General features: G+C 61.9%; 13 protein-coding genes and 2 pseudogenes. 8 read left to right on the top strand and 7 right to left on the bottom strand.

Annotated features, from left to right (window positions below; translation table 11 throughout):
• Positions 1-27 precede the first annotated feature (27 nt).
• From B0G73_RS03090 to B0G73_RS03080, 3 genes are read right to left on the bottom strand one after another with little or no spacing between them, the layout of a single operon-like run.
• The gene (locus tag B0G73_RS03090) at positions 28-915 is read right to left on the bottom strand and encodes an ABC transporter permease (RefSeq protein ID WP_106277820.1); all 888 of its coding nucleotides are present in this window, start codon (positions 913-915) and stop codon (positions 28-30) included.
• Complete coding sequence (locus tag B0G73_RS03085) at positions 912-1,871, bottom strand: ABC transporter permease (protein ID WP_106277818.1); 960 nt, start codon at positions 1,869-1,871, stop codon at positions 912-914. Before B0G73_RS03085 ends, B0G73_RS03090 begins: the two co-directional genes overlap by 4 nt.
• Entirely contained in the window at positions 1,868-2,962 is a 1,095-nt protein-coding gene (locus B0G73_RS03080; RefSeq protein ID WP_106277816.1) for a PotD/PotF family extracellular solute-binding protein, read from the bottom strand. The genes B0G73_RS03085 and B0G73_RS03080 overlap by 4 nt, the downstream gene beginning before the upstream one ends.
• Before the next feature lie 533 nt (positions 2,963-3,495).
• Between B0G73_RS03080 and B0G73_RS03075 the strand changes: the two genes are divergently transcribed.
• Positions 3,496-4,389, top strand: a complete 894-nt coding sequence (locus B0G73_RS03075; protein WP_106277814.1) for a LysR substrate-binding domain-containing protein — start codon at positions 3,496-3,498, stop codon at positions 4,387-4,389.
• A 56-nt stretch (positions 4,390-4,445) separates the two neighbouring features.
• On the opposite strand, the gene B0G73_RS03070 is transcribed toward B0G73_RS03075, so the two are convergent.
• Together B0G73_RS03070 and B0G73_RS03065 are read right to left on the bottom strand one after the other, a co-directional pair.
• The gene (locus tag B0G73_RS03070; protein WP_106277812.1) at positions 4,446-5,528 is read right to left on the bottom strand and encodes a calcium:proton antiporter; all 1,083 of its coding nucleotides are present in this window, start codon (positions 5,526-5,528) and stop codon (positions 4,446-4,448) included.
• Positions 5,529-6,011: 483 nt separating this feature from the next.
• Complete coding sequence (locus B0G73_RS03065) at positions 6,012-6,362, bottom strand: BON domain-containing protein (protein ID WP_106277811.1); 351 nt, start codon at positions 6,360-6,362, stop codon at positions 6,012-6,014.
• A 411-nt stretch (positions 6,363-6,773) separates the two neighbouring features.
• On the opposite strand from B0G73_RS03065, the gene B0G73_RS03060 reads away from it, so the two are divergent.
• A complete protein-coding gene (locus tag B0G73_RS03060) occupies positions 6,774-7,415 on the top strand; it encodes a DNA-3-methyladenine glycosylase (protein ID WP_106277809.1) in 642 nt (213 codons plus the stop codon).
• A gap of 282 nt (positions 7,416-7,697) precedes the next feature.
• A complete protein-coding gene (locus tag B0G73_RS03055; RefSeq protein ID WP_106277807.1) occupies positions 7,698-8,042 on the top strand; it encodes a DUF4148 domain-containing protein in 345 nt (114 codons plus the stop codon).
• A gap of 391 nt (positions 8,043-8,433) precedes the next feature.
• On the opposite strand, the gene B0G73_RS03050 is transcribed toward B0G73_RS03055, so the two are convergent.
• Positions 8,434-8,877, bottom strand: a complete 444-nt coding sequence (locus B0G73_RS03050; RefSeq protein WP_012426849.1) for a CBS domain-containing protein — start codon at positions 8,875-8,877, stop codon at positions 8,434-8,436.
• Positions 8,878-9,147: 270 nt separating this feature from the next.
• Between B0G73_RS03050 and ribA the strand changes: the two genes are divergently transcribed.
• Together ribA and B0G73_RS03035 are read left to right on the top strand one after the other, a co-directional pair.
• A complete protein-coding gene (gene ribA, locus B0G73_RS03045) occupies positions 9,148-9,798 on the top strand; it encodes a GTP cyclohydrolase II (RefSeq protein ID WP_106277805.1) in 651 nt (216 codons plus the stop codon).
• Positions 9,799-10,420: 622 nt separating this feature from the next.
• Positions 10,421-10,738: pseudogene (locus tag B0G73_RS03035) on the top strand (IS256 family transposase); the annotation flags it as partial.
• Positions 10,739-11,012: 274 nt separating this feature from the next.
• Here B0G73_RS03035 and B0G73_RS03030 read toward each other — a convergent pair.
• Complete coding sequence (locus B0G73_RS03030; protein ID WP_106277803.1) at positions 11,013-11,255, bottom strand: hypothetical protein; 243 nt, start codon at positions 11,253-11,255, stop codon at positions 11,013-11,015.
• A 30-nt stretch (positions 11,256-11,285) separates the two neighbouring features.
• Between B0G73_RS03030 and B0G73_RS03025 the strand changes: the two are divergent.
• The 3 genes and pseudogenes from B0G73_RS03025 (at position 11,286) to B0G73_RS03015 (ending at position 14,531) form a co-directional block, all read left to right on the top strand.
• Positions 11,286-12,492 (top strand): annotated as a pseudogene (locus B0G73_RS03025) (alcohol dehydrogenase catalytic domain-containing protein).
• Between the two features lie 305 nt (positions 12,493-12,797).
• The gene (locus B0G73_RS03020; RefSeq protein WP_106277802.1) at positions 12,798-13,364 is read left to right on the top strand and encodes a type 1 glutamine amidotransferase domain-containing protein; all 567 of its coding nucleotides are present in this window, start codon (positions 12,798-12,800) and stop codon (positions 13,362-13,364) included.
• Positions 13,365-13,487: 123 nt separating this feature from the next.
• A complete protein-coding gene (locus B0G73_RS03015; protein WP_106277800.1) occupies positions 13,488-14,531 on the top strand; it encodes an SDR family oxidoreductase in 1,044 nt (347 codons plus the stop codon).
• Positions 14,532-14,708 lie beyond the last annotated feature (177 nt).

The raw sequence follows: 14,708 nt of genomic DNA, 5'->3' as shown, positions 1-14,708 counted from the left end.
GCAATCAAGCGCTACAAGCGCGTCCGTTCACAAGGCAACGCCTTCGTCGCCGATCAGCTTTTCGAGCAGCCAGATCAGCGCGAAGTCGATCGCGACGATGAACACGGCGAAACAGAACACGGTCGGATCGAGCGACGACACCGTGCGGCTGTAGAGCCACACCGGCAGCGTCATCGTATCGATGCCGTAAAGAAAGAACGTGACCGTGAATTCGTTGAACGAGATGATGAACGCGAACAGCATGCCGGCGAGAATGCCGGGGCGCATCAGCGGCAGGATCACGTCGATAAGCGCACGGCCGGGACTCGCGCCCATCACGCACGCGGCCTCTTCGAACTCAGGACCGATCGAGGCGACTGACGCCGCGCAATTCTTCACGGTGAACGGCAGCGCGAGAATCACGTGCGCGATGATCAGGCGGAACACGCCGAGTTCGACCGGCAGCACGTTGAACACCAGCAGCAGCGACAGGCCGAGCATCACGAGCGGATAGACGAGCGGCAACGCGACCAGTTGTTCGACCGCGGGCTTGCCGCGAAAGCGGTAGCGGCTCAGCGCATAAGCGGCGGGCACCGAGACCAGCGTGGCGATCACCATGGTAGACAGCGCGACGATCAGGCTCGTGCTCAAGGCGGCGCCCATCGAGAGCGAGTCGCTCGCGTCCGGCGACGCGAAGCTGTGCCACGCGGCGCGATACCAGTGCAGGCCGTAGGCGTGCGGCGGGAATTCGAGCGTGTCGGCGGCGCTGAACGACATGGTGATCATCGTGAGGATCGGCAGCGCGGCGAGGAACAGCACGATCGCCGCGAGCAGGGCGGTCGCTTTGCCTAACTGACCGGGCATGACGGCCGTTAGTCGTGAAGAGCGTGGTGCGCCTGGCATACGCGGCGGCGCGGTTTGAACAGGCGTGCTCATGCGTGCGGCTCCTCGGCAAGTTTTTGCGTGCGGCGCACGAGGCGCTGCGACAGCGCCATCACCGTCAACGTGGCGATCATCAATACGACACCCGACGCGGAGGCCGCCGGCCAGTTCAGCAAGGGCGCGACCTGATCGTGGACCAGCACGGCGAGCATCGGCACGCGGCGTCCGCCGAGCAGGAGCGGCACGGCAAACGCGCTCGCGTTGTACGCGAACACGAGCAGCGCGCCGGATACGAGGCCGGGCATCGCCAAAGGCAATAGCACGTGACGCAGCGTTTGCCAGCGTGTCGCGCCGAGCGTGGCGGCGGCTTCTTCGTAGGAACTCGAGACCGCGCGCATCGCGCTCGAGAGCGGCAGCACGGCAAGCGGAAACGCCGTCTGGATCAGTCCGAGCAGCACGCCGTTTTCGCGGTACAGCCACATCAACGGACGTTGCACGAGGCCGCTGCCGAGCAGCGCGTGATTGAGCAGACCGGCCGGCCCGAGAATGATCAGCCAGCCATAGCCTTGCAGCAGCAGATTGACGAGCAGCGGCAGCAGCACGCCGGCAAGCAGAAGCCGCCGCGCGAGCCGCGACTTCGTGCGCGCCATCGCCAGTGCGACCGGAATCGCCAGCAGCACCGCGCAAATCATGCTCTGGAACGCGAGCTTCAATGTCAGCCACAACGACTTCAAGAAATAACCGTCGAGCAGGTCCGCGTAGTTTTGCAGCGTGAAGCCGTGCCACTCGTTGCCCTGCGTGCCGAAGCTCATGCGCAGCACGACCAGCGCGGCCGCGCCGAGGATGGCGAGAAACAGCAGGATCGGCGCGAGCAGCAGCCACGGCCGCGCCTTTGCCAGCGCGGTGGCGGCAGGCGTGTCCGGTCCGAGACCGGACGCACCCGCCGCCGGGTCCCAGGCCGGACCGGACGAAGTAACACGCCGCGAGAAGCGTGCAAGCATTGTCGTCATGCCGCGAAGATTTCGGTGTAACGCTTGATCCACGCCGGCTGCACCACGGCGAGCGCCTTGTCGTCGTGCAGTACGGCTTTCTCGGCGATCTGCTGCGGGCTCGGCACGAACGCGCGGCTTTCGGCGGGAATCACCGCTTTCGAATTCACCGGGCCGTTCAGCACGTCGGCGGCCATGCGGCCTTGCACGCCGGCGTCGAGCGAATGGTTGATGAAGGCGTGGATCAGATCGCTGTCACCCGGATGCGACTTGGGGATCACAGTGAACATCAGTTGCGTGGCGAAGCCTTCTTTCATGCCGTAGGTCACGCCCATCTTGTACTCGGGCTTGCGTATCTGGTCGGGGAAGAACGCCGGCGAATAGATGCCGCCGATATCGAGCGAGCCGGTGCGGAACAGATCGGCCACCTGATTCGGGTTCTCGCCGAGTGTCATCACGCGATCTTTCAACTGCATCAGTTTCTTGAAGCCCGGCTCGATGTTCTGCTGCGAGCCGCCGTTCATCTTCGCGGCGATGATCGCGAGGTCCACCGCTTCGGCCCACTCGGGCGGCGGCAGGAACAGGCGTCCGGCGTACTTGGGGTCCCACAATGCTTCGTACGATGCGGGCGCGGTCTTGACCGTCGATGTGTTGTAGATCAAGCCGTCCGACCACAGCAGATAACCGACGCCGAAGCCGTTCGCGCCCGTGCGGTACTGCGGCGCGACGTCTTTCAGGTTCGGCAGTTTGTCCAGATCGGGCTTCATCAGCAGGCCGGCGTCGCCGAGACCCGACGCGCCGACGCCGGCCAGGGTGATGACGTCGTAGGTCGGGCGATCGCCCGCGGCCTTGACCTTTGCGACCATGCCGGAGGTGCCGTCGGCGCGGTCGGCGATCACTTTGGCGCCGGTTTTCGCGGTGAAGGTGGCGGCGATATTGCGCAACGCGGCCGCGCCCGTGCCGTCCGACCAGGTCAACAGGCGCAGCGTCTTGCCGCTGAAGTTGTGTTCCTGCGCGCGCAGGTTGATGAACGGCATGGGCAAGGTGGATGCCGCAAGTGCGGCGCCGAGCGTCTTGATGGCCTGCCTTCTACCCCGTTTGATCTCTTGCATGGCGGTCTCCTGTGTTGAACGCCTTGTTGCCCGATGATGCCGCTGTGATTGCCGCCGTCGCCTCGCTGATTGGCGTTGTCCGCCTGCGCTGCGTGTTGAAGCACTCTAGGTTTGCCAAAATCCCTCAACAAACGAAATATGCGCATGGACGGTATGACATAAGCTCATGCGGCCGCCATCGCGCAATTGCGATGGCGTGGACCCGTCAGACGGCGGGAGTGCCGAGGCAGTAACGCATGCGGGTTAACGTCCATATTTCGTCGACGCTTTAAGCCCTTCAGGAGGTATGAGGAAAGCTCGGTTCTGGTGCGATCGTGGACGCGTTTTGCCCTGTGACGGTGCATGGCGGCTTGCCGGGCCGCACGATTTGACGGCGGCATGAGCCGAATGCATGAGGGCGCGTAGCACGATCCTCGTGCGGAGATTTGTGATCGCGTATCCTGTAGGCCCGTGCGCGGCATCCGGGCGGCATGCGACGAGTCGCGCCGCCACGCTCACGCAATGACTTTTCCTGATCGTACTGGACACTCACGATGCGACGCCTACCGCCGCTGAACGCGCTGCAGATTTTCGAAACCGTGGCGCGGCATCGCAGTTTCACGCGTGCCGCCGATCATCTGTGCCTGACGCAGGGCGCGGTCAGCCGGCAAATCATCGCGCTCGAGGATTACTACAAGTTTCCGCTCTTCAAGCGCCATGCGAAAGGCCTGACGCTCACCGCCGAAGGGGAACTGCTGCTGCCGGCCGTCAAGGAAAGCTTCGCGCGCATCGAGGAGATTTCGCTGCGTCTCACACGGCAGCGCACCGATCTCGCGCTGAAAGTGCCGACCTGCGTGATGCGCTGGATGTTGCCGAAGATCATGCGTTTCCAGGCCGAATATCCCGAGCTGCACGTGCAGATCACGACCACGTGGCAGCACGACGTCGATTTCCAGCTCGAACCGTTCGACGCCGCGATCATCTACGGTTCGTCGCCGGGCGCGGGCGTGCAGGCGGTGCCCTTGTTCGAGGAACGTCTGACGCCCGTTTGCGCGCCCGATCTGCTGAAAGACAAGCCGCTTGCCGAGGTGGCCGACCTCGCGCGCCATACGCTGCTGCATCCCACCCGCGATCATCGCGACTGGAAGATGTGGCTCGCCAAGGTGACCGAGATCGATGCCGCGAACGGCGCGGCGATCGACGCCGGGCACGGCCCGAGTTTCGATACGCTCGATATGGCGACCAACGCCGCGCTGCAAGGCTTCGGCGTTGCGATCAGCGACCTCGCGCTGATCGACGAGGACGTGGCGGCCAAGCGTCTGGTGCGGCCGTTCGATACGGTGCTCAAGACCGGTTGGCGCTATTACTTCGTCTATCCGGACTCGGTCGCGCATCAGCAGAAGCTGAATCTGTTCCGCGACTGGATCGCGGCGCACTGGGAAGAGTAGGCGGGCGGCGTGGGGCCGCCGGCGTGATGCTCTCTTTAACCATCAGGCCTTCACGCTCAAGGCGCGAACGACAGAAACAGATACGCCGCGAACAGCGACAGATGCACGGCGCCTTGAAGAATCGTGGTGCGGCCCGAGCTGAGCGTGAGCGTGCCGACGATCAACGTGAGAACGAGCAGCACGGTTTCCTTGCCGTCGATGCCGAGCACCAGCGGCTGCGCGGTATACAGGAAGACGCAGGCGACAGTCGGAATGGTCAGGCCGATACTGGCCAGCGCCGAGCCGAGCGCAAGATTCAGGCTGTTCTGCAGCCGGTCGGCGCGCGCCGCGCGCACGGCGGCCAGCCCTTCAGGCAGCAGCACCAGCGCGGCGATCACAATGCCGACCACGGCGGGCGGCGCGCCCGCATTCTTGACCGCGGTTTCGACCACCGGCGAGAGCACTTTCGCCAGCAACACCACCGCGACGAGGCACACCAGCAGCAAACCGCCGGCCGCGAGCGCCTGGCCGGCGCTCGGCGGCGCGGCGTGGACGTCTTCATCCGGCGTGGCAGCCAGGAAGTAATCGCGATGACGTACGGTTTGCACGAACACGAACACGCCGTACAGCACCAGCGACGACACCCCGGCAAACGCCAACTGTGAAGGCGACAGGACCGGACCGACGCGGGTGGTCGTGTAGTTCGGCATGACCAGCGTCAGCACGGACAGCGACGCCAGCACAGCCAGCGCCGCAGCGGCGCCGCGGCTTTGAAAATCCTGCTCGCGATGGCGAATGCCGCCGACCAGCAGGCAAATCCCGACAATGCCATTGCAGACGATCATGACCGCGGCGAAAACCGTGTCGCGCGCGAGGCCGGCTTTTTCTGGACCGGATGTGAGCATGACCGAGACGATCAGTGCGACTTCGATCACGGTGACGGCCACCGCCAGCACCAGGGTGCCGAACGGTTCGCCGACGCGATGCGCGACCACTTCCGCGTGATGCACGGCGGTGAAGACCGCCGCGCACAACGCCACGCCCACCAGCACAAGCAGCAGTCCATTGCCCGGCATGGCATACGAGATGCCGAGAACGATCCACGCGACAAATGGCGCGGCAATGGTCCAGCGGGGCAGAACGATCGCGGGCGTGGTCATCCGGGCTTCCTTTTTAACGCTTGTCGTGAATGGCCCGGCGGGGGCCGAATGGCGTCCGCCGTGGCTTGAAGCGAGCGCGCATGTTCATGCAACTTCTAAACAACACGGTCTAACGCATTAAATTATAAAGGATAATTGTTCGTGTAAGAGGCTTTGTCGATTTTCAGGGCCGCATGACGACGGCGTCATGCGGCATGCTGTAGCGCAAACGGCGACTGCTGGCGAAAGGGATTGGGTCACGCAGAATTGCGCGGACAACGCGCGGCGGACGCTGGCTGGTGCGTGGTTAACGCGGCGGCGATGGCGACCGGTATGCATTGAGGTTCCGCTGGCTGAACGCGGGATGCAGGGCAAAGCTCGGTGTGCCGAGCATATTACGGGTGCGCAACGCCCGGCGAAACTGCGCGAAACCGCTCCGGTGCCGCCAATGCCCTGCGAGAAGGCATTGGCGTCCGGCTACATTGCTACAGCACGTTCACTCGATTACTGGCCGACCGGGCGAATCGTCAGCGCGTTCTTGACTGACGTCACGCCTGCCACGCCTTGAGCAGCCTGGGTGGCCAGATCGACCTGCGGTTGTTCGGGCACGGAGCCGGCCAGCGTCACTGCGCCGCCGCGTGCGCGTACGGTGATGTTCGCCACGCTCAGGCCTTTCGTCTTCGACAGGGCCGAACGGACCTTGCGTCCCAAAGCGCGGTCGGCCGCTTTGGTCTGCTTGGCCGTCGGCGCTGCCGCTGCCGGGGCTGAGGCGTCGCTGCTCTGTGCATACACGTTGAGGGACGCGAGGACGATCAGCGCGCCGCCGATCATCTTGATTGCCGGGAATGCTTTCATTCAACTCTCTCCTATTGTCATGGGTACAACCGCCCCCGAATGAGGCAGTGCGCTACACCAGCAGGTACATCGGGATCAAAACTGAATGGAACGGTGCTGCGGACGTGCGAATGCTTTCTATCTGTGCTGATTCGGGCGGGCCGAAACACACGCGAGCCGGCAAAGGCTGTGCTGCAGGCCGGAAACACACGATACTCCAATTAGTGCCATGGTGATGCCGGCGCTGCACAGAAGTGAGGTTTTGGTACAACGAATGGGCCGATGAAAACTGGCCGATGGCGCGCAATCGCTGGAACCGAGGCGCGCATCGCGTCGTTGAGGGCTCGGGCGGCGGGCCGATCGCACGCATTTCATGCCGTCCGCATTTCTGTTCAGTTCCACGCCACGCGCTTTAAAAATAAGGCCTGACGCATGCGCAAACATCAACTCCCCATCGTGCCATTGTTTCGTGACGATTTACCGCTGGATACCGTCGAACTCGCGCGTTTCATGATCGGCAAATACCTCGTGCATGATTTGCCCGAAGGCCGCGTGAGCGGACGAATCGTCGAAACCGAGGCGTATCCGCTTGGCGATTCGACCAGTCATGCGTTCATGGGCCGTCGGCCGCATAACGGTTCGATGTTTCTCGCGCCGGGGCACGCGTATGTGCGCCTGACTTACGGGCTTTCGTACATGCTCAATATGTCCGCCGAAGCAGAGGAAGTCGGCGCCGGCATTCTGTTGCGCGCGATCGAGCCGCTCGAAGGCCTGCCGTTGATCGAAGCGCGGCGTCCCGGCGTGCCGCTGCGCGACCTTGCGCGCGGGCCCGGCCGGCTCACGATGGCGTTCGGCGTCGGCCCTTCGTTCGACGGCTGGGATCTATGCTCGGGGCAGGGCTTGTGGATCGGCGTCATCGAGCGGGGCGAAGTGCCGGTCGGTGTGACGACGCGCATTGGCTTGTCGCGCGAAATGCATCAGCCGCTCAGATTCTTTGAACCCGGCAGCGCCTTTGTCAGCGGGCCGCGCAAGCTCCTGCTGCTGCCCCAGCCCTGTGCGCCCAAAGGGGCGTAAATTTGCCCGCCAACACCGCGCGAGACGGTAGAAGACGCCCGGATCAGATGTAGTTTGCAAACTTCAGACACAAAGGGTTACGATCCCGACAATTATTACGCCGACGATGCGATTTGAATCGGAGCTGACGGTAATTTCCGGACCATTTTTGCGATTCGAACAATTATCTATCTCACAATCAAGGGTTTTCCCTTGACGATCTGATGACTAGACTGGATTCACTCGCTTCTCACATGGTGTGGCAAGCGTCGCAAATAAAACCAGGTCTGGAGGTAAATCATCATGAAATCGCTTATCAAGGCACTCGCCATTGCAGCCGTTCTCGCCGCTCCGATCGCTTCGTTCGCTCAATCGAGCCAGCAACCGGTGACCCGCGCGGAAGTTCGCGCCGATCTGATCCGGGTTGAACAAGCGGGTTATAACCCGGGCGCGTCGAACGATCCGACTTATCCGGCGGACATTCAGGCTGCTGAACAGCGCGTCCAGGCGCAAAACCCGGCTGTTGCCCAGACGCAGGAACCGGTCGCCGATACCAGCGGCTACGGTGGCGCGAAGAGTGGTTCGTCGCAAGCCGGTGGCGTGGTTCAGCCGACGTCGGGCCCGAGGTCGGTGTACTTCGGTAATTAAGCGAGGTAGGCGGGCACGCGGATTCGGCGCTCAGTGGCTGGCTTGCACGGCCGGCCGGGCGCCGAAGGGCACAGAGCCCTGCGGAACAATGGAGCCGTGCTCCGACGAGCATTTTGTCGCCTGAAATCGAAATTGAAACCGCAGCAAGCAATTCGAAGTTAAGAACAACAACGTGCGCGCCCCGTCACGGCGGGCGCGACTGCGAACGTTAAATTGCTTGAGCGCGCCTCGCGCAGTTGCGCCGCGAGCGCAGCAAGACCGCCGTGCCACGCGCGTCGCGCGTGTCGCGGCCAATCCATCAAGGAACCTCCGCTGCCGCAAGGTAGCTTCGCCCAACCGGTTGACCGATTGGGCTTTTTTGCGCGTCCGGTTCCGCGGCGTGGGCCGTGCGTCAGGGCCGCTCGCCGTGAATATAGAACTCGAGCTGTTGAATGGTGAACTGCTGTTCGGCGATGATGTTCTTCACCAGGTCGCCGATCGATACCATGCCGACCAGCCGGTCATTCTCGATTACCGGCAAGTGGCGCATGCGCCGCTCCGTCATCAGGGCCATGCAGTCGTCGGTGGTCTGATCGGGACGCACGAAGCGCACCGCCTTGCTCATGATGTCGCGCACCGGCGTGGCCTTCGACGAACGGTCCATCAGCACGACCTTGCGCGCGTAATCGCGCTCAGTGACGATTCCGGCGATGCTGTCGCCGTCTGTCACGACCAGCGCGCCGATGCCCTTTTCGGCCATCAGCTTGATTGCCTCATAGACCGAATCGTCGGCCCCGACGGTAAAAACGGTGGTGTTGTTCGGTTTCGTTTTAAGAAGCTGTGCGACGCTTGTCATGGAGCGGCTCCGTTTCGCAGTGCAGCACGCCGGCGCGGCGCGCTGTCGTGAGGGACAGGCCATTCCAGTATAGGCGTGACGCGGCACCGAGGTACTTCGGGAATACCTGTGGCGCGGCGGCCGTTTAACTCGAGTAGCGTCACGACGCGACGGCGGTTCCGTGCTCCAAGCAAGGGCATGCGGGTGCGGGACGCCGATTAGCGGTAAACTCCCAGTCCGTATCTTATTCCCGGTTTGATCGGGTTCATGTCAGCACCATTGTCTAACGCCATGCTCACGTCTCACGATCCGTCGCCCGCAATAGACGGCGCACCCAACGGCGAATGCGTCATTCTCGACGCCACCGCCACGCTACCCACGCGCTACGGCACGTTCACTTCTTACGTGTTCCGCGTATGCGAAAGCGGCGCCGAACATCTCGCGCTCGTGATGGGCGACGTCGCCAATCAGTCGTCCGTGTTGACGCGCCTGCATTCCGAATGTCTAACCGGCGACGTACTCGGCTCGTACCGCTGCGACTGCGGCGAACAACTCGACCTCGCGCTGCGCTACATCGCGGCGGAAGGCTGCGGCGTGCTGCTGTATCTGCGCGGCCACGAAGGGCGCGGCATCGGCCTGTCGAACAAGATTCGCGCATACGCGCTGCAGGAGCAAGGGCGCGACACCGTCGAGGCCAATCTCGATCTCGGCTTGCCGGACGACTCGCGCGAATACGATTCGGCAGCGGGCATTCTGCGCACGCTGAAGGTCACGTCGGTGCGTCTGATGAGCAACAATCCGGAGAAGTTCGACACGCTGTCCAAGCACGGCATTCCGGTGTGCGAGCGGGTCGCGCTGGCGATTCCGATGCGCGAGGAAAACGAGCGCTATATCCGCACCAAGCAGGTGAAGTTCGGGCATTACTTCGACGAGAACGAGTAGCGCGAATCCGGAATCGGTCTGCGGTCTCTCAAGGCGAGCCAAAACAGTCCGCAAGCGGTTGAAAATAAAACGGAAAGTGTCCGTGCTGGCCGCTCCGGCCGGCACATCGACGCTCGTCTCCGTGTGTCTGAACTTGCAACGTAGGCGTCGGTTTTCCCGGCGTTGCCGAGGAAACCTACGCCGCGTGCCGCAGCCAACCTGCCAGCGGCGATCACATGAACGTAGATGGATTTCCCGGACTGCGCTTGCAAGCGCCTACGAACCGGAAATTGTGAACGTATCGTTGCAATTTTCGCTATGGAGAGGATCGAGATCGCGGAAGAAAGCGAAAATCGCACAGAATCATAATCGCCCGCGATTCCCTGCAACGCATTGATCCGCTCACGATCTTCCACGCGCCACCCGCACACCGCTTGAAACGCCTGGTTATCCGAACGAAATAGCCGAGGCAGTCCTCGGTCATTTCCAGCCTGGAATCATTGGTATCTCTAACCAACCAGCCTACGACAGAGAACGGCGCGAGCGGTTCACGAAACTGTCACATCACCCGGAAAAGATTGCGGCAACATATCCGGAGTGCGAAGTTTTTACGGCAGGCGAGCCGATTCCTGTGAAAGTCCCGAAGTATTCGAAGGCCGCCGAGACGTTAAAGAAGGATCGCGCAGCCTGCTTGCCTTCTATGACTTCCCGGCCGACCACTGCCAGCATCTGCGAACGACGGATGCGATCGAGTGGAGGTTGGTGACGGTGCGCCATCGTACGACGCGTACGCGCAACTGTGTGTCATGACCGACCTTCCTGAGTCTTGCATTCAAGCTGATCGAGTACGCCGGGGAAAACCTGGCGCCGCATCAACGGGCCCGAACAGATCAAGCTGTTGCTGAAGTGCAGCGCCTTCAAGAACGGCGAGACGGTACAAAGCGATCAACCGGTTCAGCAGAAACCGTGCCGCTCGACGTCGCCGGCTATCAACTGCCCGTACACCAGACTTGACCTTATCTCGCGAAGCCATACTGGGAGCCGACAAATCACGGCGCGCAGTTCTTCATCCATGACGACGCAAGTTTACAAACATTCAGGGACACAGCTTCCAGCCGCTAATTTGTTCGGCTCTCCTAAGATCGCCTAGGAACATCCTATAAAGCTCCTATACTCCCTCTGAACCACACACGTTCAATCATTGCCGCGGCGGAAGCGAAGGCCGACGAGATCGGTCACGCCATGTCTTCCCGGTAAAGAGAGATGCCGCAGGCGAAGATCATCACGCGGCCTCGGCTGGACGTATCGATCCCGAAGCTATCCCCACCGCCCCAGCGAGTTTCGCGACGGTTCGCGCCGTCGCGGGCAGCCGCTTGGGTCGGCAGGATCAGGCAATCGTCGAAGTGGGCACCGCTTTGTTCGCTGCGCGCAAGCAGCGCGTGGCGGCCGCCGGAATCGCGCGAGTCTGGCGCGCACAACAGCTCACACACCCAACACGGAGAAATATCATGGCTGCGAGTGGCAATCGCGTTGTAACGTTCATGGGTCCCATGAAGATGGAGTTGCAGACTTTCGACTACCCGAAGCTTGTCACACCGACAGGCAAGAAAGCGAATCACGGCGCCATTCTCAAGATCGTGACGACGAATATCTGTGGCAGTGACCAGCACATCTACCACGGCCGCTTTGCCGCGCCCAAGGGAATGGTGATGGGACACGAGATGACCGGGGAAGTCATCGAGGTCGGGCCGGACGTCGAGTTCATCAAGGTGGGCGACATATGTTCGGTTCCGTTCAACGTCTCTTGCGGGCGCTGCCGCAATTGCAAGGAGCGGCATACCGATGTCTGCATGAACGTCAATGACACCGTCGATTGCGGCGCCTATGGTTTCAATCTCGGTGGCTGGCAGGGCGGCCAGTCCGACTACCTCATGGTGCCTTACGCCGATTGGAACCTGCTGTCGTTCCCGGACAAGGACCAGGCGATGGAGAAGATCCGCGATCTCACGCTGTTGTCGGACATTCTGCCGACCGGCTTTCATGGCCTGATGGAAGCCGGGGCCAAGGTGGGTTCCACGGTCTATATCGCCGGGGCAGGGCCGGTGGGCCGGTGTGCCGCGGCGGGCGCCCGCCTGATCGGCGCGTCCTGCATCATCGTGGCCGATACGAACCGAGCCCGGCTGGACCTGCTGAAAAATAATGGTTGCGAGGTGGTCGATCTCACCAGCGACACGCCGGTGCCCGACCAGATCGAAGCGATCCTGGGCAAGCGCGAGGTGGATTGCGGCGTGGATTGCGTCGGGCTCGAGGCGCACGGCTCGGGTCCGGAGGCGAACAGCGAGCACTCCGAGGCAGTAATCAACACGCTTATCGAAGTGGTGCGGGCCGGTGGAGCAATGGGCATTCCCGGCATCTATACCGACGCCGACCCCAAGGCCAGCACCGATCTGACGAAGAAGGGCAAGCTTCCGATCGACTTCGGCAAGGCCTGGATCAAATCGCCGAAACTAACGGGGGGGCAGGCACCGATCAATGCACTACAACCGCGATCTGATGATGGCGATCCTGTGGGATCGGATGCCCTATCTAGGCGCCATGCTGAACACCGAGATCATCACGCTGGAGCAGGCCCCTGACGCCTATAAGACGTTCAGCGACGGCTCGCCGAAGAAATTCGTCATCGATCCGCACGGCAGCGTGAAGAAAGCCGCATAGAGCCTGCAGACGATACGGGACGCTCGACTGCTCCTCTCCTTCAGGCACCCCAGCCGTCACATGAGGCGAGTGAGATAAGCGAACGGGTCTTCGCCTCACGAGGGCGCCGGAGATAGATCCGCGACATCACGCTGGAACATCGAGCAGGAAGTCGTGGCATGCAATTGCGGCGTCGTCTATCGGAGGTCCGGGCAAAGTCGCCGTCGAGACCCTCCCGCCCGCAATGCCAGACCCCGCTCGCGCGCAAGCACGATCACGGGGTCATCCTGAAAGTCTATTGGACCCTCATCATTGGAGATCGAAACATGACGAATGACACTCTCAAGGGACTGAAGATCGCGATCCTGATCGAGGAAGGATTTGAGCAGGTCGAATTGGTCGAGCCTCGTCAGGCGCTCGACCAGGCCGGCGCCGAGACGCGCATCGTCTCGCCCAGGGATAAGCACGTGCGCGCCTGGAACTTCACGAAATGGGGAGACGAGTTCGCGGTCGACCTCGCCCTCGACCAGGCCAAGCCGCAAGATTTCGACGCGCTCCTCCTGCCGGGCGGCGTCTTGAACCCGGATGTGCTTCGGACGGAGCCGAAAGCGGTGGCTTTCGCAAAGGCTTTTTTCGACGACGGCAAACCGGTGGCAGCGATCTGCCACGGCCCGTGGACCATCATCGAGACTGGCGCGGCGCGCGGCCGGCGCATGACCTCGTGGGCATCGCTCAAAACCGACCTTAAGAATGCCGGAGCGGACTGGATGGATCAGGAGGTCGTCGTCGACCAAAACCTGGTCACGAGCCGCAGCCCCGACGATATTCCCGCATTCAATCGGGAAATGATCAAGCTGTTCAGCACTGCGCGCGGGCGGCGCCACGATGCTTGATATCGCAGGGAGCGCAAGCGAGAACATGGAAGGGCGCCGGTTCGGTTCCACGATGCGCGATGTCGCGGTAATCGGCGTGATGGACTGACATTCTATTCGCGAATCGTTGGAGAGCAGACGAACATGAAAACAGTAGTCGTCGCAGGCGCGGTCGGAGTCATCGGACGCGGAGTACTCGCACACTATGAGAGCGAGGACGTCGATCTGGTCGCCGTTTCCCGGCGCGCACCTGATTTCCCGACTCGCGCCAGGCATTTGGCGGTTGACCTAGTGGACAGAGATTCCTGCGAGGCGTTGCTTGCGCAAGTGCCGGAAGCGACGCATCTCGTGTTCGCGGCCTATCAGGAGAAGCCGACGCCTGCGGAACTGGTCGAGGTGAATCTGCGGATGCTGACGAACATGGTGGAGGTCATGGAGAAGCACGCGCCGAACCTGCGGCACATCACGCTGATGCAGGGAGGCAAGGCGTACGGCGTGCATATCGGCCCGATCCCATCGCCCGCAAAGGAGACCGACCCGCGCCATATGCCGCCGAACTTTTATTACGACCAGGAAGATTTTCTTCGGGAAAGTTCACTCGGCAAATCATGGTCCTGGACTGCACTTCGTCCCGAGGGCGTCGCAGGCGTTGCCGTGGGCAATCCCATGAATCTGCTGATGGTGATTGCTGTCTATGGAACGGTGGCGAAGGCCTTGGGCGTTCCAATGTCATTTCCCGGCCCGCGCGCCGCGTACGACGCGCTCTATCAGATTACCGACACTCGAATTCTCGCGAGTGCTGTCGATTGGGCGGGCGAGACCGACGCATGCCGAGGCGAGGTCTACAACATCACGAATGGCGACTACTTTAGGTGGTCCCGTGTTTGGCCGCGACTGGCGGCGTTTTTTGATGTGCCGGTCGGTGAGCCGTTCCCCATGTCGCTAGAGCAGATGATGGCCGACAAGGCAGAACTATGGAATAGCCTGGTCGGGAAGCACAACCTTCGAGACTACCCGTACGAGCAAATCGTATCGTGGAGGTTTGGCGACATGATTTTCAAAACGACCTTCGACAACATCACCAGCACGATAAAGGCGCGCAAGCACGGCTTCCACGATTGCATCGATTCAGAAGAAATGTATATAGAGATGCTGACGGACCTCAGGGAGCAGCGCTACATTCCGTGACGTCAGCTACGCAAGGACGAGGTGCTGTCGTGGACGGCCTTCATACCTTGCCTTCCTCAATATAGCGGTCAGTTTCGGCGAGTACATGCTGCATGCACCGCGTCGCGATGATGTCGGATTGCGTAAGCGGAATAAAGCACGTCGAGCACGTCGATCTGCCCGATCCCGGCGATCGTC

Origin of the sequence: Paraburkholderia sp. BL25I1N1 (assembly GCF_003002025.1) — a bacterium.
Lineage (GTDB): Bacteria > Pseudomonadota > Gammaproteobacteria > Burkholderiales > Burkholderiaceae > Paraburkholderia.
This window is presented reverse-complemented; position numbering and strand designations above follow the sequence as displayed.